The sequence below is a fragment of the Tractidigestivibacter montrealensis genome, assembly GCF_024741235.1.
Taxonomy (GTDB): domain Bacteria; phylum Actinomycetota; class Coriobacteriia; order Coriobacteriales; family Atopobiaceae; genus Tractidigestivibacter; species Tractidigestivibacter montrealensis.
Genome location: NZ_JANSKA010000006.1, coordinates 32,584 through 52,507 on the forward strand (window position 1 = coordinate 32,584; position 19,924 = coordinate 52,507).

Sequence of the window (19,924 nt, forward strand, 5' to 3'; positions counted from 1 at the left end):
AGCGACGCCGAGGGCGCATCACTCGCGTAACCTCCCTTACTGCTGGTAGTAGCTCAGGAAGTCCTCGAGCTTGTCCATCGCCTCGTGCAGCGTGTGCTTACGCGGCAGGTAGACAATACGGAAGTAGCCGGGCTTCTCCCAGTTGAAGCCCTTGCCCGCGGTAATCAGGACGTGCTCGTCCTTGAGCAGATCGAGCGCAAACTGGTCGTCGTCGGTGATGTGGAACTTGTCCGGGTCGAGCCTCGGGAAGATGTAGAACGCGGCCTCGGGCTTGGTCACCGTGACGCCGTCCATGTTGGAAAGTCGCTCGTAGACGTACTCGCGCTGCTCGTAGATGCGCCCGCCGGGAACGAGAAGCCCCTGGCTGCGCTGGATGCCGCCCAGGCACGTCTGCACGATGGACTGCGCCGGCACGTTGGAGCACAGGCGCATGTTGGACAGCATGTTGATGCCGTCGATGAGGTCCTTTGCGATGCGCTTGTTGCCCGAGAGGCTCATCCAGCCAATGCGGTAGCCCGCCACCATGTGGCTCTTGGAGAGGCCGTTGAACGTGATGCAGAACAGGTCCGGCGCAAGGCTCGCGATGGAGACGTGCTGCTTGCCGTCCATCACCAGGCGGTCGTAGATCTCGTCCGCAAAGATGACCAGCTGGTTCTCGCGCGCCACGTCCACGATCTGCTCCAGAACCTCCCGCGGGTACAGGGCGCCCGTGGGGTTGTTGGGGTTGATCACGACGATGCCCTTGGTGCGCGGCGTGACCTTGCTGCGGATGTCGTCGATGTCAGGGTACCAGTTGGCCTTCTCGTCGCAGATGTAGTGCACGGCGGTGCCGCCGGCCAGCGTGACGCACGCGGTCCACAGCGGGTAGTCCGGGCTGGGGACGAGAATCTCGTCGCCCTCGTCCATGAAGGCGTTCATTGCAAGCTGGATGAGCTCCGAGGCGCCGTTGCCGGTGTAGATGTCCTCCACGTCCACGTTGGGGATGCCCTTGAGCTGGTCGTACTGCATGATGGCCTTGCGCGCGGAGAAGAGGCCGCGGCTGTTGGAGTAGCCCTCGCACTCCGTGAGCTGGTCCTGCATGTCCTTCACGACCTCGTCCGGCGTGCGGAAGCCAAACGGCGCGGGGTTGCCAATGTTCAACTTGAGCACGTGGATGCCCTGGTCCTCCATGCGGTACGCCTCGTCCAGCACGGGCCCGCGGATGTCGTAGAGGACGTTATCGAGCTTGGATGACTTCTTGAACTGGCGACGAGGCATGGTGGATTCCTTCTTCTTGGTGGGGGTGGATGAGACAAAGGGACTGTCCCTTTGTCTCATTTCTGGTGGCGCGGCGGCGTTATCGGTCTCGCCCGAGAGCCACTCGGCGCTCACGCCGAGTGTGGTGGCGAGAAAGGCGAGCGTTGCCTTTCTCGGCTCAGTCTTGCCGCTTAGGTACTGGCTGAGCTGCGACTTTCCCAGCTTGACGCCATCGGCTGCAGCCATGCGAATGAGGTCTGCCTGACGCAGGCCGCGCTCGTCCATGGCCTGGCCAAGACGCGCCGAGAAGTCCATGTGTGCCTGGTCTTCCACGACCCCTCCCTTCCGAGTGCCCGCTAGGCGTGGTGCGAGAAGTTCAATTTCTCTTCTCGGCCGCCGATGCTTTGGACCCCAAAAGTTCAATTTCTAGAACGAGAAGTTCAATTTATGGAAAGAGTAGCACTGCGCATCACGGCGTGCTGCGAGAAATTGAACTTCTCGGTGTGTTCACGGTTCTTCCGGTTGCAGCGAGGGTCGCTGGCCCGTGCGGCCCTCGCGGCGCGTGCTGTGGGATTCTTGCGCTGGGCACCGATACACATTCGGACCCGAAACTGTATCCCGCTCAGGTCGATACACGTTCGTGCCCCGAATGTGTATCGGTGGGATTCGTTTACCTGGTAATGGGATTCCGTTACCTGGTAAACGAATTCCGCGGGGGGCTCGGGTATCATGAAGCCACTGACACCAGCCCCCGGAACGCGAGGAGCAACCATGAGAACGCTATATTCCGTACTTGCGACAGCCATTGCATCATTCGTCGCGGTTGCCCTTGTCCCCTCGGCGCACGTGATCGGCCAGCCGCAGTGGGCGGCGTACCTGGCCTTTGCGCTCATGCTCTGCGTGATCAACGCGATTGTGAAGCCCATCATCCAGGTCCTCTCGATTCCCGTGACAGTCCTCACGCTGGGGCTTTTCTCGTTTGTGATAGACGCGTTGATGGTGTCGCTGGCGTCCAACCTTGCCGCAAACGTATTTGGCGTAGGCGTGGTGGTCACGGGATTCTGGGCCACGCTCTTTGTGGCGCTCATCGTGAGCGTGGTGAGCGGGCTTCTCGGCGCCAAGGACTAGTGCCGCCTCGGCTACCGCCGCATCGACCGCCACAGCCGCCACGCGCCGTCACCCGCGCCCGCGACGCCCACCAGCGCCCGCCTATCGCAGCTCGACATCACCCTTACGCAGGTGCTCGATGTAGCTCTCGCCCCACGTCTCAATGCTCGTAAGCACCGGAATGAAGTCCTCCCCCACCTGCGTGAGCGAGTACTCCACGCGCGGCGGCACCTCCGGAAAGACCTCGCGGCGCACCAGTCCCTCCGTCTCCAGGCGTTTGAGCTGCGAGGAGAGCGTTGAGTGCGTGAGCTCGGGCATGCGGCGCTCAAGTTCGCCAAAGCGCAGCTTGCCCTCGCTGAGGTGGTGGAGAATCACGATCGACCACTTGCCCTGAAGCAGCCACTGCGCGGTCACAAACGGGCAGGTGCCAAAGTCCTTGGGTGTGCTTCGCATGCGATGCCTTCCCTTCCTGCTGGTAGCGAATGGTATCTCAACTAATACCAAGTATTGAGAAAAAACGTTATTCATCAACTCACATATGTTGGGTACACTGATTCTAGTACAGAGTTACTACCAAGTCGATACACCCGACCGAACAGGAGAGAGCAATGGCAGAGAAGAACGTCCTTATCGTAGTGGGAACCCTCCGCAAGAACGGCTTCAACGAGCAGCTGGCCCAGCGCATCGAGGCACTGCTTGAGGGCCGCGCCAACGTGAGCAGACTCGACTACTCGGCGCTGCCCCTCATGAACCAGGACCTCGAGGATCCCGAGCGCGCAGAGGTCGCGGCCGTACGTGAGGCCGTTCGTCAGGCTGACGGCGTGTGGTTCGTAAGCCCGCAGTACAACGCCTCGTTCCCCGGCCACGTGAAGAACCTGGTCGACTGGCTGAGCAGGCCGCTTCCCGGCAAGGGTCGCGACACCGCCGTCTCCGGCGGCATGCGCGCAACCGTCTCCGGCGCGGGCGGCCGCACCGCCACCGCCGAGATGCGTGCCGCTCTCGACGCGCTTCTCGCCTTTGTGGGCGCGCAGGTCATGACCGAGAAGGAGACCGGCATCGCCCTCTTCGGCGAGTCCTGGATGTCCGGCACGCTGACCCTCTCCCCCGAGGACGAGGCCACCCTTGCCGCCCAGGCAGACGCCTTCCTCGAGTTCATCGCGTAAGTCGCGAGAAAGCCGCGCAAGCAGGCCGCCCGGCACTCCGCGTGTCGGGCGGCCGCTTCTTTAACTTGGCAATATGCTCAAGCGTCCCCATGTAGGGCGCCCCAACCCACGCTCAACGCTCCACCACAACTGCACCGCTGACAAAGTCGTCACCACTCGCCGGCAGCAGCTCCCAGATTCTCCCGCAGCTCGACCGCACCACCCGCGCGTCGTGCGAAACCAGAACCACCGCGCCGGGGAACTCAGAGAGAAGACGCTCCAGCGCCTCAATCGAGTGCAGGTCGAGGTGATTTGTTGGCTCGTCCATCACCAAGAGCTGCGGCTTTGTGAGAACCGCCTCCGCCAGCACGAGTTTACGCAACTCACCAGGGCTTAGCTCGCCCTCCTCAAGCAGCGCATCAGGCCGAGAATTGAGCTGCGCCACAACGGAGAGTACCTGCCCCTTCTCATCGGCGGCAAGGTCCTTGAGCCGAGCGCGGGCACGTCTTGCCACATCAACACCAATCTCCTGAGGCACGTACAGCATGGGAACATCCTTGGGAACCGCTGCGACAAGTGCCCTGACCAGCGTCGACTTACCTGATCCATTGGGACCAACAACGCCAACATGGTCCGCCGAACCAAGGAACAGCTCCGGCACAGCAACACCCGGCGCATCTGGAACCCCGCCATACCGCACCGTCCCCTCCGGCAACCGCGCAATGACCGACCTTCTCGACCGCTCACCAAACGCGGGAACGTTGCCGTCATAGCGCCGCTCGACGTATGACGCCTGCACACGGTCGCGCTCGCCCTTAATACGTGCATCAAGGGTTGTAGCAAGATGCGTGGCGCGCCCGTCCTTGCCCGAAACGATCGCGCGCCCGATCTTCTCGCGTGCGTCATGGTCGTGAAGGTCAAGGCCGCGCCTGCTCCGCAGGCCGTCCGCACGCGAGGCAGCCTCCACTCGTCGCTGGCGCTCGGCCATCAAACGACGCTCCTCTCGCCGCGCACGCGCCTGAGCATCTGCGGCTGCCGCACTCTCGCGCTGCCGCTGCTCAAAGGTATGCGAGTAATTGCCAGGCCGCACGACCACCTCTCCACCCTCAAAGGAGACACATCTCTCCACCAGCGCGTCGAGAAGGTCTCGGTCATGCGAGATGAGAATTCCTACGCCAGAGAAGGAACGCAGTGCGAGCAGGACCGCCTGACGCGTGCGCGCATCAAGGTGATTCGTTGGCTCATCCATCACCAGGACGTCCGGGCGGCTCCAGAGTGCCACCGCCACCTGAAGGCGCTTCTGCTGCCCCGAGGAGAGCTCGTCAAAGCGCCATGCCCAGTCGTCGCCAATACCCAGCGCATCGCGCAGTCGCGCGGCATTACGGTCCCACGCAGCAGCAAAGTCGAGAAGCCTCGCAGGAGCAAGCGCGCTGTCCTGCTCGCAGTAAGCAGCGACAAGGCCGGAAGGCCCAACACTACCCGCCGTAGGCTGCAACGCACCCGTGGCGATACGAGCAAGCGTGGACTTGCCGCAGCCGTTGTCGCCAACCACGCCGGTCCAGCCAGTGGGCAGGCTTAAGGTAACGCCGTGAAGCACTTCGCGCGAGCTCCCGGCATAGCTGTAGTGGATGTTCGAAAGGTTGAGTTGCATGAAGACCTCGCAGACGCAGGACCGGCGCAGCGTGCCGGCACGTGGGCACGTACTTCTCGCCCGATGGGGCAGCGTCTACTTGCGCAAGGTCCTCTCCCGTCTCTCGGGCGGCTTGCCAAAGGCCGACCCCGTCTTTGATGCAACGGATGCCAGCCTAGACGAGAGACGCCGAGAATGCAAGGCGGTTCTCGTCCGTTGGTTCCCGCCTGTTAAGGATTCGCCCTCCGGCGAAAAAACGGCGCCGGAGCAGGGGTTCCCGACGGGATTCCGTACGAGAGGGGCCCTCCGGCGAGAAAACGGCGCCGGAACTGGGCCTTCGTACGCAACCGCTGCGAAAAACGCGTCCCCGGCGTCACGCGCGCCTGCGTGCTACGCTCGTCTGGCTGCAACCAACAGAGAGGACGCGTATGCCAGACGAGAAGGATCCAACCACAGAGAGCGCCACGGTCGAGGACCTTGAGACCTCGGAGCGCCTTATCGACTTTATTCACCGCTGCCCCAGCATGTTCCACACGGCGGCGACCATTGGCGCTCGGCTTGACCAGGCAGGCTTCACCTACCTGCCCGAGAGCGACGCTTGGGACGTTGTGCCCGGCGGCTCGTACTACACCACTCGCAACGGCTCTAGCGTCATCGCCTTTCGCGTGGGCGAGGACGCCCTTGACCCCAGCACCTACCACTTCCAGATGACGGCAGCTCACGCGGACTCCCCCACCTACAAGGTGAAGTCCGTTCCTGTACTCGACGGACCCGAGACCTACCTGCGCCTTAACGTGGAGGGCTACGGTGGCATGATCGACTACACCTGGCTCGACCGGCCGCTGTCGCTCGCCGGTCGCGTCCTGGTGCGCACGGCCACAGGCATAGAGAGCCGCCTCTTTGCGCCCGACCGCGACCTGGTGCTCATTCCCAGCGTAGCCATCCACCTGGACCGCACCGCGAACAAGGGCAAAGAGTTCAACCGTGCCGTGGACCTCTGCCCGCTCTTCTCGGCCGGCCGCCTGCGCAAAGAGGACTTTGACCGCATGGTCGCCGAAGGCGTGGGTGCCAAGCCCGAGGACGTCCTGGCGCGCGACCTCTTCCTCGTGAGCCGCGAGCGCCCGTGCGTCTGGGGCATGGCAGACGAGTTTGTCTCGTCCCCCAAGCTCGACGACCTACAGTGCGCCTTCGCGTCGCTGGAGGCATTTGTCGCCGAGAAGAACCGCCGCTGCGTCACCGTCTTCGCGTGCTTCGACAACGAGGAGGTTGGCTCCAACACCAAGCAGGGGGCCATGTCCACGCTGCTCCACGACACGCTGGTGCGCGCCAACGCGGCGCTGGGCATGGGCGAGGAGGACTACCTGCGCGCCCTCTCGCGCTCCTTCCTTGTGAGCTGCGACAACGCCCACGCATTGCACCCCAACCACCCCGAGCTCTACGATGCCAAGAACCGCTGCCGCCTCAACGGCGGGCCGGTGGTGAAGGAGGCCGCCAACCAGAAGTACACGACCGACGCCTTTAGCCGGGCCGTCTTTGTGTCACTGTGCGAGAAGGCCGACGTGCCGCACCAGACCTTTGCCAACCGCTCGGATATGGCCGGTGGGTCCACGCTTGGCAACCTCTCGAACACGCAAGTGAGCGTTCACGCCGTGGACATTGGGCTGCCGCAGCTGGCAATGCACTCCAGCTACGAGACGGCGGGCACGCGCGACACCACGTGGACCATTCGTGCGTTACGCGAGTTCTTCTCGGCTGACCTGAGAATTACTGGTGGGGAGCGGGTAGACATGGTCTAGCAGGCACTCGTTTGGGCGGTCTCGGCGCTGGTCCATGCAGGCCGGGCTCGTTCCTAGGAACCAGGAGGCATTGTCATGTGCACGGCAATCAGGTTCACAGACGACAAGGGTCAGATGTACCTCGCGCGAAACCTCGACTGGAGCTGCGGGTACGGCGAGCGCGTCGTGGTGACGCCGCGCGGCTTCAAGCCCAACTCCCCGTTTGGCGCCGTTACGGGCATGCGCGAGCCCGTGATTGGCATGGGCGTTGTCGAGGAGGGAATGCCGCTCTACTTTGACTGCGCCAACGCCTCTGGGCTGGGCGTGGCCGGCCTCAACTTCCCGGGCTATGCGCAGTACGCTGACGCCCCGGTTGAGGGCAAGACCAACGTTGCCGCCTACGAGTTCCCACTGTGGGTTGTAGCCAACTTCACGACTGTCGACGAGGTCGAGCGCGCCCTTGATGACCTGGTAATTGTTGGCAAGCCCATCAACGATAAGTACCCCGTGTCGCTGCTGCACTGGATCATTGGCGACGCCACGAGGAGCATTGTGGTCGAGCAGACGGCCCAGGGCATGGAGGTCTATCACGACGATGTGGACGTCCTGGCCAACCAGCCTGGCTTTGCCTGGCACCGCGAGAACCTGCGCAACTACATGAACGTCTCCAACGAGCTGCCGCAGAACGTGGTGTGGGACAAGGCCGAGCTTCTCCCCTATGGCTCCGGCGCAGGCATGCGCGGGATTCCCGGTGACTACTACTCTACCTCGCGCTTTGTGCGCGTTGCGTATCTCAACTCGCACTATCCGGTGCAGTCGGGCGAGAAGGCAAACGTGAGCCGCATGTTCCACGAGCTTGAGGGCGTTGCCATGATCGACGGCGCGGCCCGCATGACCAACGGCGAGTTTGAGCGCACCGTGTACACAGGCGGCTACTCCGCGGCCACGCGCACGTACTACTTCAACACCTACGAGGACCCCGCAATTCGTAGCGTTACCATGGACGACTACGACACCGAGGGCACCGAGCTGGTGCAGGTGGCGGACCCGAGGGCGTAGCGCGGGCTTGCTTGCTGCGAGGTATGGGGTCTCGGCTATGCCGGGACCCCTCTTTTTTTGGTTTTCTGGGCATCCCGCTGTTCCCGGCTCGTCGTGCATCTCGGCTGCCAACTGGGCAGATGCGACGAACCTGTGACGAGCCGGTAACAACGGAGCTGCGCCGCCGGGGGCTTGTTACCGGCGCGTCGAGGTTCTCGACTGCCAACTCGGCGGACGCCGCCGGCTCGCGTCGAGCCGGTAACAACGAACGGGCTGACGCCCCTCTCGGCGGGCAGTCCCTCTCGGCGGGCAGTCCCTCTCGGCGGGCAGTCCCTCTCGGCGGCAACATCTTGCCGCAGGATTTCGCCATTTAGGAATTTTCCGAACGGTTAGAGGCCTCTAAACGGCGAGATTGCGCGGCATGTCAGAGATGCCGCGGATCCCGAACGGTTAGGCCCATCGCCTCTGCCATCGCAAGAAGCATCACAAATCAATTGTGTGCAATTGGTTGTGCTCAATCGATTAGCGCCGCCAGCCCGCCAGTTCGCGCCATACTGAAGCCGTTACCAACAACACCGGGCCGCAACGCCCGGAGGAGGGAGCCATCATGGCATCCGAGAACACCACCAACTACCTGGACTTTTCTGTCACCGCACAGGACGGCAGCACCGTCCCTCTGAGCACCTACGCCGGCAAGGTCCTGCTCGTTGTGAACACAGCCACCGGCTGCGGCTTCACGCCCCAGTATGAGGACCTCGAGCGCATCTACGCCGCACACAAGGACCAGGGCCTCGAGATCCTGGACTTCCCCTGCAACCAGTTTGCCGGCCAGGCGCCCGAGTCCGACGACCAGATCAACCAGTTCTGCTCGCTCAAGTTCAACACCGAGTTCCCGCGCTTCAAGAAGCTCGACGTGAACGGCGACACCGCAGACCCGCTCTTTGCCGCGCTTGCCACCGAGCGCCCCTTCCAGGGCTTTGGCAGCGGCCTCAAGGTGGCGGCGCTCGACAAGTTTGCCAAGGCCAACAACAAGAAGTTCGGCGAGAAGGCCTACATCATGTGGAACTTCACCAAGTTCCTCATCGACCGCAACGGCCACCTTGTGGCGCGCTTCGAGCCCACCACCAGCATGGACGAGGTCGAGCGCGCAATCGAGGCGCAACTCTAGTGGATGCCTCGGCATCGTCGCAGGCGTCACCGCAGGAGGCCTCCTTCACAACGAAGGGGGCCTCCCCAGCCGAGCTCCTGCGCCTAGACAACCAGCTGTGCTTTCCGCTCTACGCCTGCTCCAAGGAGGTCGTCCGCAGCTACCAGCCGCTCCTTGGACCTCTCGGCCTCACCTACACGCAGTACCTCTGCATGATGGTCCTCTGGGAGGAGGGCGCGGCAACCGTGAGCCACCTCGGAGAGCGGCTCTACCTGGACTCGGGCACGCTTACGCCGGTCCTGAAGAAGCTCGAGAAGAGCGGCTACATCACGCGCGAGAGAAGCGTGGCGGACGCGCGCGTGCTTGAGGTGCGCCTCACGCCCAAGGGCCGCGACCTTCGCGACCGCGCGGCATCCGTGCCGGTGGCCATGGCGTGCCACGTGCACCTCTCGGCAGACGAGGCCGCAGAGCTCAAGCGGCTCCTCGCAAAGGTGCTCGTCAGCGTGCGCAATGGCGAGCCGACCGGCAGCAACGCATGCGCACAGACAGAAGGAAGCGACAACCAGTGAGCAACAAGCAGGACAGGGACGCCGAGAAGAACCAGGCGGCCGCACCCATCCCCACCACCGAGCGCGAGAAGACCATCGTACGCACCAGCATCCTCGGCATCGTGGCCAACGTGCTGCTCGCCGCATTCAAGGCCGTGGTGGGCGTGGTCTCCAACTCCATCGCCATCACCCTCGACGCAGTGAACAACCTCTCCGACGCGCTTTCGTCGGTCATCACGATCGTGGGCACCAAGCTCGCCGGGCGCGCGCCGGACAAGCGTCACCCCATGGGCTACGGGCGCATCGAGTACCTCACGGCCATGGTCATCTCGATCATCGTGCTCTACGCCGGCATCACCTCGGCAGTGGAATCCGTGCAGAAGATCGTCTCGCCCGAGGCGCCAGACTACTCCGCCGCCGCACTGGTGGTTGTTGCCGCCGGCGTCGTGGCCAAGGTGCTTCTCGGCCGCCATGTGCAGTCTGTTGGCAGGCGCGTGAACGCAGACTCGCTGGTAGCCTCGGGGCAGGACGCGCTCTCGGACGCCGTGCTCTCGGTGTCAACGCTGGGCGCCGCCGTGGTCTACCTGGCGTGGGGCATCTCGCTTGAGGCCTGGGTGGGTGCCGTTATCTCGGCGTTCATCGTTAAGGCCGGCCTCGAGATGCTCTGGCAGACGCTCAGCCAGATACTGGGCGAGCGCGTGAGCCCCGAGCTTGCCGAGAAGGTCAAGAGCATCGTGGCCGAGGATGAGTGCGTCCTGGGCGTCTACGACCTCTTCCTGAGCAGCTACGGGCCCGAGCGCAGGGTTGGCTCAGTCCACGTGGAGGCGCCCGACATAACCACAGCAGAGGAGATTGACGAACTCTCGCGGCGTGTGGCCGAGCGCGTCTTTGCGCGAACGGACGGCCAGGTCATCATCGCGGCAGTGGGAATCTACTCGAGAAACACCAGCAAGGACGTTGCAAGCATGCGCGAGCGCGTGCGCCGCATCGTGGCGGCGCACGACCACGTGCTGCAGTTCCACGGCTTCCACGTGGACGAGGCGCGCCACCTGCTGGAATTCGACGTTATCATCGCGTTTGAGGCGCCTGACCGTCAGGGCGAATACCACCAGATTGTGCGCGAGGCCGAGGAGGCCTTCCCTGCCTACACCGTGCGCGCCACACTCGACAGCGACATCACGGACTAGAATAATCGGCGCGGAGAGGCCACCCTCCCCGCGCCGATGAGACAAAGGGAAACTCCCTTCGTCTCATCGAGCGATGTTGTAGAAAGCGGAACGGCCGGCGTACTCGGCGGCGTCGCCCAGCTCCTCCTCGATGCGAAGCAGCTGGTTGTACTTGGCCACGCGGTCAGAGCGGGCGGGCGCACCAGTCTTAATCTGGCCGGCATTGGTGGCAACAACCAGGTCGGCGATCGTGGTGTCCTCGGTCTCGCCCGAACGGTGCGAGACGATCGTGGCGTAGCGGGCGCGCTGCGCGGTCTGCATGGCCTCGAGGGTCTCGGTGAGGGTGCCAATCTGGTTGACCTTCACGAGCAGCGCGTTTGCCGCGCCCAGCTCGATGCCGCGACGCAGGCGGGCGGTGTTGGTGACAAAGAGGTCGTCGCCAACCAGCTGCACGCGCGAGCCAAGGCGCGCCGTGAGCTGACGCCAGCCGTCCCAGTCCTCCTCGGCCAGGCCGTCCTCGATGGAGATGATGGGGTAGGACGAGACAAGCTTGTCCCAGTAGTCGACCATCTGCGCGCTGGTGAGTGTGCGGCCCTCGCCCTTGAGGACGTAGGTGCCGGTTGCGGCGTCGTAGAGCTCACTCGTGGCGGGGTCCATGGCAAAGACGAAGTCCTCGCCCGGCTTGAAGCCGGCCTTCTCGACGGCCTTCATGAGGTACTCGAAGGGCTCGGCGTTGGTCTTGAGGTCGGGGGCAAAGCCGCCCTCGTCGCCTACGCCGGTGGAGAGGCCCGCGTCCTTGAGGACGCCCTTCAGGGTGTGGTAGACCTCGGCCGACCAGCGCAGCGCCGTGTGGAAGTTGGGCGCGCCGACGGGCATGATCATGAACTCCTGGAAGTCCACGTTGTTATCGGCGTGAACGCCGCCGTTCAGGATGTTCATCATGGGCGTGGGCAGCGTGTGCGCGTTGGGGCCGCCCAGGTAGGCGTAAAGCGGGAGCCCCGCGGAGGCAGCGGCTGCGCGGGCGGTTGCCAGGCTCACGCCCAGGATTGCGTTGGCGCCCAGCTTGCCCTTGTTGGGGGTGCCGTCGGCGGCGATAAGGGCCGCGTCAACACCGCGCTGGTTGCGGGCGTCGAGGCCGAGGACGGCCTCGCGGGCCTCATTGTTCACGTGGGCAACGGCCTTCTCAACGCCCTTGCCCTGGTAGCGGGCGGCGTCGCCGTCACGAAGCTCGACGGCCTCAAACTCGCCGGTAGAGGCGCCAGAGGGGACGATCGCCCTGCCAAAGCTGCCGTCGGCGAGCGTGACCTCTGCCTCGACCGTGGGGTTGCCGCGGGAGTCCAGGACCTCGCGTGCGTGGACCTTCTCGATTGCGCTCATGTTGTGCCACCTTTCGTGTGGTTGCCTGTGGCGGTTTGACTGCCGCAGGTATTGCTTAGTGAAGTACGAAGTAGAAGTTACCTTTCTCTTACTTACGTGTATATACCCGCAGCGCCCCGCCCCCATACCAGAATTGCGGATGCAGCGAAAAATAATGTTGTGAATAGAACACTGTGCCGAGAAGAACGCGCCGCCGACGCAAGAAAGGGGAACGTCGGCGGCGCCTGTTGTGCCGATGGTCCGGGGAGAGGGTCCGGGCGCTACGGCGGGAGTCAACGGCTCGTGCTCCTGCGCTGCAGTCGGTGTCGCAGGTGTTAGCCTTACTTAACTCTAAGAGAAGAGTACAACATGGTTAACTTGTTGTGATCGGGAATTTGATAAATACTCGACTTTTTTTCTCTGCGAAGGCCACGCCGCCTACCCCCGCCGTCAACGCCAAGCGCCCGCGCGCTCCCCTACCCCCAGACCTGCTCGGCCACCTCGCGCACCAGGCGAACCTTCGCCCACTGCTCGTCCTCGGTAAGCTTGTTGCCAATCTCGCACGACGCAAACCCGCACTGTGGCGAGAGGCACAGGTTCTCAAGCGGCACGTACTTCTCGGCCTCGTGGATGCGCACGACCACAGCCGCGGGATCCTCCAGCGCTGCAGACTTGGTGGTCACCAGACCCAGCACGACCTTCTTGCCCGCCGGAACCTTTGCCAGGGGCTCAAAGCCACCCGAGCGCGCGTCGTCAAACTCCAGGAAGAAGGCGTCGACATTCTCGCGCGCCAGAAGGAAGTCCGCTACGTCGTCGTAGCCGCCCTCGCAGGCCCACGTGGAGTGGAAGTTGCCGCGGCACACATGCGTGTTCACCGTGAGGTCGGCGGGGCGGCCCTCCAGCGCGCGGTTGTTGACGTTGAGCAGTTCCTCCTTCACGCGCTCCAGGCCGGCAGCGTCAACCCCAAAGAACTGCTCGGCGTGCGGGTCCACGACCATGCCCCAAGAGCAGTCGTCAAACTGCAGATTGCGGCAGCCCGCAGCGTAGACGTCGGCGATGAACGCACGGTACGCGACAACGATGTCGTTCGCCAGCTCCTCGTCAGTCTTGTAGTAGCGGCGCGTTGCCTTCAGGTTGAAGGGCATCGCGAACTGCTCGAAGAACTGCGCCGGTGCCGGGATGGTGAGCTTGGCCACGCACTTCTCGTCCTCGAGGTCCTGGACAAAGCGGAAGTGCTCGATGAACGGGTGGCCACCGCGGTAGGCGATCTTGCCGGTGAGGTAGGTGTCGTCGATCTTTGCGGCCTCGTCGTGGAAGGGCAGGCCGGTCTCGGTGGGCTTGTGCGCTACGCCGTCGAACGCCCACATAAAGTCGAGATGCCAGGTCTCGCGGCGAAACTCGCCGTCGGTGATCACGCCCAGGCCAGCGGCCTTCTCCTTTGCCACCAGGTCGCGGATGCACTCGTCCTCGACGGCGGCAAGCGCCTCGGCCGAGATGCGCCCGGCCTTCCAGTCGATGCGCGCCTGCTTTAGGCGGGCGGGCCGCAGGAAGCTGCCAACTACGTCAAAGCGGTGCGGGGTCTTCTTGTCATATGCGATGCTCATGGGGTTGCCTTTCTCTTGTCGTTGACAAGAGCCATGGTGCCCCACGCGAGAACCCAAAGGAACTATCGATGCGCTATCGCTTGCCATAGCCAGAGGCTATGTACTTCGCAACGTAGGTGCTCAGGTGCTCGAGGTAGCGCTCCGCCATGGGCGAGAGGGGACGACGCGGCTGGTGGATGTAGCCCAGCTCCATCGTGCCCCCATCCTTGAGCGGAACAGCCACGATGTTCTCGCCGTTCAAGTCCACACTCAGGATGCCGGAGGAGATTGTGTAGCCGTCGAGCCCAATGAGCAGATTGAACAGCGTCGCGCGATCCGTGACCACCACGGCCTTGTCCACCTGCTCGGTGATGTGGGGCTCCTCGGCAAAGTAGAACGAGTTGCGCGAGCCCTGGTCGTAGGAGAGGCGCGGGTACGGCGCAAGGTCCTCAAGCGTCACGGAGTCGCACGAGGCCAGTGGGTTTGTCCTGCTCACAAAGACGTGCTCGCGGGCCTCGAAGAGCGGCTCGAAGCGCAGCTCTGCGTCGCGAATGGCGCTGGTGAGCACCTCTCGGTTGAAGTCGTTGCGGTAGAGGACTCCCAGCTCGGAGCGCTGCAGGCGCACGTCCTCGATGGTGCCAAAGGTGGTTCCCTCGCGCAGGCTGAACTCGTAGCGGCTCTCGCCGTGCTCGCGCACCAGCTCGGCAAAGGCGTTGACCACAAAGGCGTAGTGCTGGCTTGAGACGCCAAAGACGCGGCGCGGCGGCGTACCGTGCTTGTACTGGGCCTCAAGGAGGTCGGCTTGCTCGACCACCTGCCGCGCGTACGAGAGGAACCGCGTGCCGTCCTCCGTGGGCACGACGCCCTTGCTGGAGCGCTCGAAGATGGCGATGCCCATCTCGGATTCGAGCTCGGAGATGGCCTTGGAAAGCGACGGTTGGGCGATGAAAAGCCGCTGAGACGCGGCGGTAATCGATCCGGCCGTGGCAACCCCGACCACATAGCGAAGCTGCTGCAGTGTCATGGCGGTGCTCCCCTCCCCTGGGCGGCGCTTGCTGGCGCGGCGCACGTCGAGCGATGTTACCTGACGGACGCAGCACGAGTGGGCACGGTAATCCCTTGGCGAAAAGAGCACACGTTTCCAAGCGATTGAGCCACGGAGCAGGCACAAATATTACCGAGAATGGGGAACGGGCCCAGCCGGGGACTACGCCACTTGGCTGGGCCCGCACGAGGAGGGGGCAATTGGGTCGTGTTGTTCGAGAACAAGGGTAGCCGGCGGAGATATTGCGGGCGGAAGCAACCGTTAGTCGCACCGACAGATGTTGTTAGGGCATTGTTTGGCCCCTGCACGTGACCGTCTTGTGCATCGAAACCCCGTTCCTTACACAATTTTTCGATTTTTTGCGCCGAACTGGCCTTCGTTACACGTGGTTTTGCGCACCCTGCTAGTAGTAGGCTGCCAATACATACAATATGTGGTGGTTACTTAGAGTCACATGCCAATATATGGGAACTACTACTTATGTCCCCTCCAAAAGCCAGTGTAACGAAGGCCACTTTGGCGCAATAATCCCAAAATCCCTGTAACCAAGGGCATTTCGATGCATCCGGAGCCGCCGCATCCCCCCAGCCCGAAATAACTGCCCCCCAAAAAAACTCCCAGTGCTTGACTACCTCGCCGCATTTGGGCGCATAATGATACATGATACTAATAAAGAACATCGCATCTTGCACTTCGACGCATCTCGGCGCACGTGGAGGAAATTATGGACATTCGTGAGGAGATGACCAGGCAATTTGGCGCTGAGAAGACCGGCGGCCACGGAGGCCTCGAGATTCTCAAGCACATTGGCCCAGGCCTGCTAGTAACGGTAGGCTTCATCGACCCAGGCAACTGGGCCTCGAACATGGCGGCGGGCTCGCAGTTTGGCTATGGTCTGCTGTGGGTGGTGACGCTTTCGACCCTGATGCTCATCCTGCTGCAGCACAACGCCGCCCACCTGGGTATTGCCACGGGCGAATGTCTGGCCGAGGCAACACGCAAGCACTTCCCGCGCTGGCTGGGCACCGCTATTCTCGCCACCGCGTACGCCGCGACCGTTGCAACCGCGCTGGCCGAGGTCCTTGGCGGCGCCATCGCGCTCCAGATGCTCTTTGGACTCCCTGTCCGCGTGGGCAGCGTCATTGTGGGCGCCTTCTCCGTGGCCATGTTGGCAACCAACTCGTACAGGCGAATCGAGCGCTGGATCATAGCGTTTGTCTCGCTCATTGGCCTGGCCTTCCTTGCCGAGCTTGCGCTGGTGAACGTTGACTGGCCGCAGGCAGCGGTCTCGTGGGTCAGTCCAAGCTTCCCCGCCGGCTCCGCAGCCATCGTGATGAGTGTGCTAGGTGCCGTGGTCATGCCGCACAACCTGTTCCTGCACTCCGAGGTGATCCAGAGCGTCCACTACGAGCAGCAGGGCGAGAAGGTCATCCGTGAGCGCCTGCGCTACGAGCTCTTCGACACGCTCTTCTCGATGGGCGTTGGCTGGGCGATAAACTCCGCCATGGTGATTCTTGCGGCCACGACGTTCTTCACGCGCGGCGTGGTTGTGGACGACCTCGCGACCGCGGCGGCGACGCTCTCCCCTATCCTGGGCTCTGCTGCGACGATCATCTTTGCCGTAGCCCTGCTCCTGGCTGGCCTCTCTTCCTCCGTGACGGCAGGCATGGCGGCAGGCACCATCAGCGCGGGCATGTTTGGCGAGGAGTACGACATCCATGACCGCCACTCCTCCGTGGGTGTGGCGCTGTGCATGGGCATTGCCACGCTGGCGTGCCTGCTGGTGGAGAACACCTTCCAGGGCTTGGTGCTCTCGCAAGCGCTGCTCTCGCTGCAGCTGCCAATCACGATCTTCACGCAAATCCGCCTCACGGGCTCGAAGCGCGTCATGGGCCGCTACGCCAACTCGCGCCTCACAAACGCATTGCTGCTTGCAACGGGTATCGTGGTGACTGCAATAAACGTTATTTCCCTCGCGGGATAGGAGCCACCGTGGAAGCCTTTACCCTTGTCGCCTCCTGTCTTGCCGCTGTGGGGCAGCTCTGGTTCTGGCACCTCCACACGCACGAGCAGCGCAGCCTTTGGTACGGGCTTTCGTTCCTCGTTGCCGTGGGCACGGCCGTCATGGACATCGAGGTAATCCTCCTGCAGGCATTCTCACTCGAGAGCCATCCCATTGCCGAGCAGGTTAACCTTGTGGTCATTGGAGTCATGGCAGTGGCACTCCTTGCGTTTCCCGTTGCTCTGGTGGTGACGCTCGTTGCCTCGGGCATACGGCTCGTTCGACGCGAGGGCGCAAACCCGCGTAACATGCTCTCGCTTGGGCTAGGCGTCCTCATGGTTGCCTACGTAATCGTCTGGCCGCAGGTACGCAGCGCCCTTACCAGCGTGCCCATGCTCGGTCGCGTGCTCGACCTGGTCTTTGGCTTTGCGGCGATACTCCTAGGCATCGCCGGCGTGGCGTTCACACTCTACACCGTGAGCGGCCTGGTAGCGCAAATCCCCCACCGACACCGACGCTACCAGCGGATTGTTGTGCTTGGCTCAGGGCTTATGCCAGACGGCTCGGTAACCCCGCTTTTGGCCCACCGCGTTGAGCGCGGCATGGAGATGTGGCGCAGGAATCCGGGTTCCGTGCTGCTTATGTCCGGTGGCCAAGGTGCGGACGAAGCACAGCCGGAGTCCTACGCCATGCGTGCGTACGCCGAATCGCTCGGCGTACCGGCAGAGGCGATTCTAGTTGAGGACAAGTCCACGAACACGCAGGAAAACCTGAAGCATTGCGCTCGGCTGCTTGCCGAGAAGGACGGAGACAACGCTGGTCGCATCCTTGTTGTGACCGACAACTACCACGTCTTTCGGGCACTGCTCATCACCCGCAAGCTGGGCATTCCCGCAGATGGCGTTGGCTCGCACGTACGCCTGTACTTCTCGCTCAACGCGCTGGTGCGCGAGTGGGTGGCGTACGTCTCGCTGCGCCGAGCGTTCTACACTAGGCTCACCATTGCGCTGCTGGTAATCTACCTGGTAGCAAGCGGTTTCAACGCGATGGTTGCGCCTAGCGCGTAGGGAAGCGTCCGGAGGAACGCCCTGCCATTTGGTGCGAGCCGCGACAGCCGTTTGAGCTGCCATCCTGATTCTTCCTCGCCTGGTCACTTACCTTCTGCCGCATAAAAACGCTCTATCGAACGGATTTCTCGCCGACCTTGCACAAAAGTGCCCTATCGAACGGTACCTGAGGGAGACCGTGTTCGCTTAAGTGCATGAGTATGCAACATTACGAATCTATATCCTGTTAATCGTTGATATTATGCACTAAATATTCGTTGGCCAATTTGTGGTGTCGATAGGGGCCGTCCGAAAGAGCCATTTTATGCAGTCACTCGGCATTTGCCGTTCGTTAGAGCATTTTTGTGCGTCCATAGGCTCAACTGGTCGCGCGACACGATCACAGGTCCAATTGGACACGCGAGAACGATCTTTCGCGGCATCGTAAACGAGGGCCCCGCCAAAGCGGAGCCCTCGAGGCATCAAAGCTATGTGCGACAGCGCACGGCCGATAAGCCTAATCGTTACCGCAGGTGGTCACCGTGGCGTCTGCGAGAACGGCAGCCCCAGATGAAGGCAATCGAGAGCACAGCCACGCCGGCAACGGCAAAGCCAACGATCGAAGCGTAGTTGGTGCTGTCGCTCGTATCCGGCACAGCCGCGGGCTGCTTGGGCGCGGGCTTGGAGTCGGGGACGTCGGGCGCGGGCTTGGAGTCGGGGACGTCGGGCGCGGGCTTTGTCTCTTCGTTTGTTTCATCGGTGGTGTTGGGCGTAATGGGTTCCTTCGTCTCCGGCGACTCTGGCTTAAGCGTGTTGGTGCAGGTCGCGGCCACGGTCTTCTCGGCAACTATTCTGCCTGCCTGGTCATCCCACGTTGTTGTAAAGGCGTCGCTTGCCTCCTCGGCAACCGTGTAGGTGACGCCTGCCGGAAGGTGCTCCGCCACAGTGGCCTCGCCGTTGTGCAGCTCGAACGTCGCCACGCCGTTGGTGAAGTCCATAACCCCGTACGTGCCATTGATCGAGGTGTCACTCAGGGTGACGGTGAACTTAAAGGCGGTGGTCGAGTTCTCCTCGCCCTCAACGTTCTTGGTCACAGAGAGCGATCCCTCCGTCGCAGGCTGGGTCGTAACGCTGGTCGAGACGTCCTTGGTGTAGATGAGGGCACCAATCATGTGCTGGAACTCGGTGGAGTTAACGGGAGAGTACTGGCGCGTCTCCTTAAGCCAGGTGAGGGTCGACGAGGCCGAAACCGTGGCCGTCTGGGTGGGCTTCGTGCTGGAAACCAGGTAGAAGCCCCTGCCGGCACGAATCGTGGTACCAGAAATGTCGTTGCCTTCCTCGTCGACGGCGGTCATGCCCTCGGGAAGCGTGAGCTTGTAGAGGCCGTTGTACTTCTCGCCCTCGGTGATGGTGAGAAGGCCTGTGCGCCAGGTCTTGGTTGCCGGATCATAGGCAAACTTGGTGTCGCCCGAGAAGCCCAGGGCGCTCGCCTGCGGCTCGGTGCGCAGCACCTCGTTGGCGTTGGCTCCGTCAAGCAGGCGGAGCGAGAGGGGGTTGTGGATGGCGTAGGAAGCCTTACGCGTAAGGTTGTTGCTCGGCACGCCGTACTCCTGGAGAAGAACCCAGATAGCGGCTTGGGTGGCATTGTAAGCTTGCGACTCCGTCACCAGAGTGTCGTCAGCATACTGAGAATTCCAGTAGGCAAGTGGCGTAGAGCTGCCTTCCAGCGGACCGTAGACCATGGCAAATGCTGCGTTGTAGAAGTTGGTGGCAAGAATCTCCTGGTAGGTAAGGCCAGAGGCGCTCTTGCCGTTGGGGAAGAGTGCAAAGACCTTTGTCAGAAACGCCTTGAGCTTGTCAAGGTTCACCTTGTTAGCGCTGGTGTAGTCGGCATAGGCGAAGGTAGTGTCCCCCAGAGAGTCGGGGAAGTCCTGGCGAAGCACCTCGGGCGCATCGAGCATCTGGTTGAACTCAGCCTCGGTGATCTGCTTGCCCTGGTCCGTCACCTCATACAGGTGCAGGCCATTGTAGGGATAGCCCGCGTACAGGATGGCGAGAAGCTTCTCCATGCACTCCTCGTACTTCTCCTGCGACTGAAACATG

At 62.7% G+C, this 19,924-nt stretch carries 16 protein-coding genes; 9 read left to right on the top strand and 7 right to left on the bottom strand.

The genetic code is table 11. The annotated features are described in order from the left end of the window. Positions 1–36 precede the first annotated feature (36 nt). Positions 37–1,521 (bottom strand): aminotransferase class I/II-fold pyridoxal phosphate-dependent enzyme, encoded by a 1,485-nt coding sequence (locus NVS32_RS09010; protein WP_258499608.1) that lies wholly within the window; start codon positions 1,519–1,521, stop codon positions 37–39. A 486-nt stretch (positions 1,522–2,007) separates the two neighbouring features. Between NVS32_RS09010 and NVS32_RS09015 the strand changes: the two genes are divergently transcribed. Continuing rightward, on the top strand, positions 2,008–2,364 hold the full coding sequence (locus tag NVS32_RS09015) for a phage holin family protein (protein WP_258499511.1): 357 nt from the start codon (positions 2,008–2,010) through the stop codon (positions 2,362–2,364). A gap of 81 nt (positions 2,365–2,445) precedes the next feature. On the opposite strand, the gene NVS32_RS09020 is transcribed toward NVS32_RS09015, so the two are convergent. Continuing rightward, positions 2,446–2,796 carry a winged helix-turn-helix transcriptional regulator gene (locus tag NVS32_RS09020; protein WP_258499512.1) on the bottom strand — a complete coding sequence of 117 codons (351 nt, stop codon included), beginning with the start codon at positions 2,794–2,796 and terminating at the stop codon, positions 2,446–2,448. Between the two features lie 155 nt (positions 2,797–2,951). Between NVS32_RS09020 and NVS32_RS09025 the strand changes: the two genes are divergently transcribed. Continuing rightward, positions 2,952–3,506 (top strand): NADPH-dependent FMN reductase, encoded by a 555-nt coding sequence (locus NVS32_RS09025; protein ID WP_118343413.1) that lies wholly within the window; start codon positions 2,952–2,954, stop codon positions 3,504–3,506. Between the two features lie 112 nt (positions 3,507–3,618). On the opposite strand, the gene NVS32_RS09030 is transcribed toward NVS32_RS09025, so the two are convergent. After that, positions 3,619–5,136, bottom strand: coding sequence for an ATP-binding cassette domain-containing protein (locus NVS32_RS09030; RefSeq protein WP_258499515.1), 1,518 nt, complete (start codon positions 5,134–5,136; stop codon positions 3,619–3,621). 407 nt (positions 5,137–5,543) lie between these two features. Between NVS32_RS09030 and NVS32_RS09035 the strand changes: the two genes are divergently transcribed. From NVS32_RS09035 to NVS32_RS09055, 5 genes are all read left to right on the top strand, one after another. Continuing rightward, positions 5,544–6,911: a M18 family aminopeptidase gene (locus NVS32_RS09035; RefSeq protein WP_258499516.1), complete on the top strand. Its 1,368-nt coding sequence runs from the start codon at positions 5,544–5,546 to the stop codon at positions 6,909–6,911. Positions 6,912–6,986: 75 nt separating this feature from the next. Beyond that, the gene (gene bsh / locus NVS32_RS09040) at positions 6,987–7,949 is read left to right on the top strand and encodes a choloylglycine hydrolase (protein WP_258499517.1); all 963 of its coding nucleotides are present in this window, start codon (positions 6,987–6,989) and stop codon (positions 7,947–7,949) included. Between the two features lie 586 nt (positions 7,950–8,535). After that, a complete protein-coding gene (locus tag NVS32_RS09045; RefSeq protein WP_258499518.1) occupies positions 8,536–9,096 on the top strand; it encodes a glutathione peroxidase in 561 nt (186 codons plus the stop codon). Further along, positions 9,096–9,644, top strand: coding sequence for a MarR family winged helix-turn-helix transcriptional regulator (locus tag NVS32_RS09050; protein WP_258499519.1), 549 nt, complete (start codon positions 9,096–9,098; stop codon positions 9,642–9,644). Before NVS32_RS09045 ends, NVS32_RS09050 begins: the two co-directional genes overlap by 1 nt. Continuing rightward, the gene (locus NVS32_RS09055) at positions 9,641–10,810 is read left to right on the top strand and encodes a cation diffusion facilitator family transporter (RefSeq protein WP_258499520.1); all 1,170 of its coding nucleotides are present in this window, start codon (positions 9,641–9,643) and stop codon (positions 10,808–10,810) included. Before NVS32_RS09050 ends, NVS32_RS09055 begins: the two co-directional genes overlap by 4 nt. Before the next feature lie 63 nt (positions 10,811–10,873). On the opposite strand, the gene eno is transcribed toward NVS32_RS09055, so the two are convergent. The 3 genes from eno to NVS32_RS09070 all read right to left on the bottom strand — a co-directional run bounded on the left by eno (position 10,874) and on the right by NVS32_RS09070 (position 14,752). Continuing rightward, positions 10,874–12,166 carry a phosphopyruvate hydratase gene (gene eno, locus NVS32_RS09060; protein WP_258499521.1) on the bottom strand — a complete coding sequence of 431 codons (1,293 nt, stop codon included), beginning with the start codon at positions 12,164–12,166 and terminating at the stop codon, positions 10,874–10,876. Between the two features lie 455 nt (positions 12,167–12,621). Next, the gene (locus NVS32_RS09065) at positions 12,622–13,749 is read right to left on the bottom strand and encodes a 5-methyltetrahydropteroyltriglutamate--homocysteine S-methyltransferase (RefSeq protein WP_258499522.1); all 1,128 of its coding nucleotides are present in this window, start codon (positions 13,747–13,749) and stop codon (positions 12,622–12,624) included. A 73-nt stretch (positions 13,750–13,822) separates the two neighbouring features. Continuing rightward, positions 13,823–14,752, bottom strand: a complete 930-nt coding sequence (locus NVS32_RS09070; protein WP_258499523.1) for a LysR family transcriptional regulator — start codon at positions 14,750–14,752, stop codon at positions 13,823–13,825. A 745-nt stretch (positions 14,753–15,497) separates the two neighbouring features. On the opposite strand from NVS32_RS09070, the gene NVS32_RS09075 reads away from it, so the two are divergent. Together NVS32_RS09075 and NVS32_RS11080 are read left to right on the top strand one after the other, a co-directional pair. After that, the gene (locus NVS32_RS09075) at positions 15,498–16,757 is read left to right on the top strand and encodes an Nramp family divalent metal transporter (RefSeq protein WP_258499524.1); all 1,260 of its coding nucleotides are present in this window, start codon (positions 15,498–15,500) and stop codon (positions 16,755–16,757) included. Between the two features lie 8 nt (positions 16,758–16,765). Then, complete coding sequence (locus NVS32_RS11080; RefSeq protein WP_258499525.1) at positions 16,766–17,842, top strand: YdcF family protein; 1,077 nt, start codon at positions 16,766–16,768, stop codon at positions 17,840–17,842. A 503-nt stretch (positions 17,843–18,345) separates the two neighbouring features. On the opposite strand, the gene NVS32_RS09085 is transcribed toward NVS32_RS11080, so the two are convergent. After that, complete coding sequence (locus NVS32_RS09085; RefSeq protein WP_258499526.1) at positions 18,346–19,890, bottom strand: DUF7601 domain-containing protein; 1,545 nt, start codon at positions 19,888–19,890, stop codon at positions 18,346–18,348. Positions 19,891–19,924 lie beyond the last annotated feature (34 nt).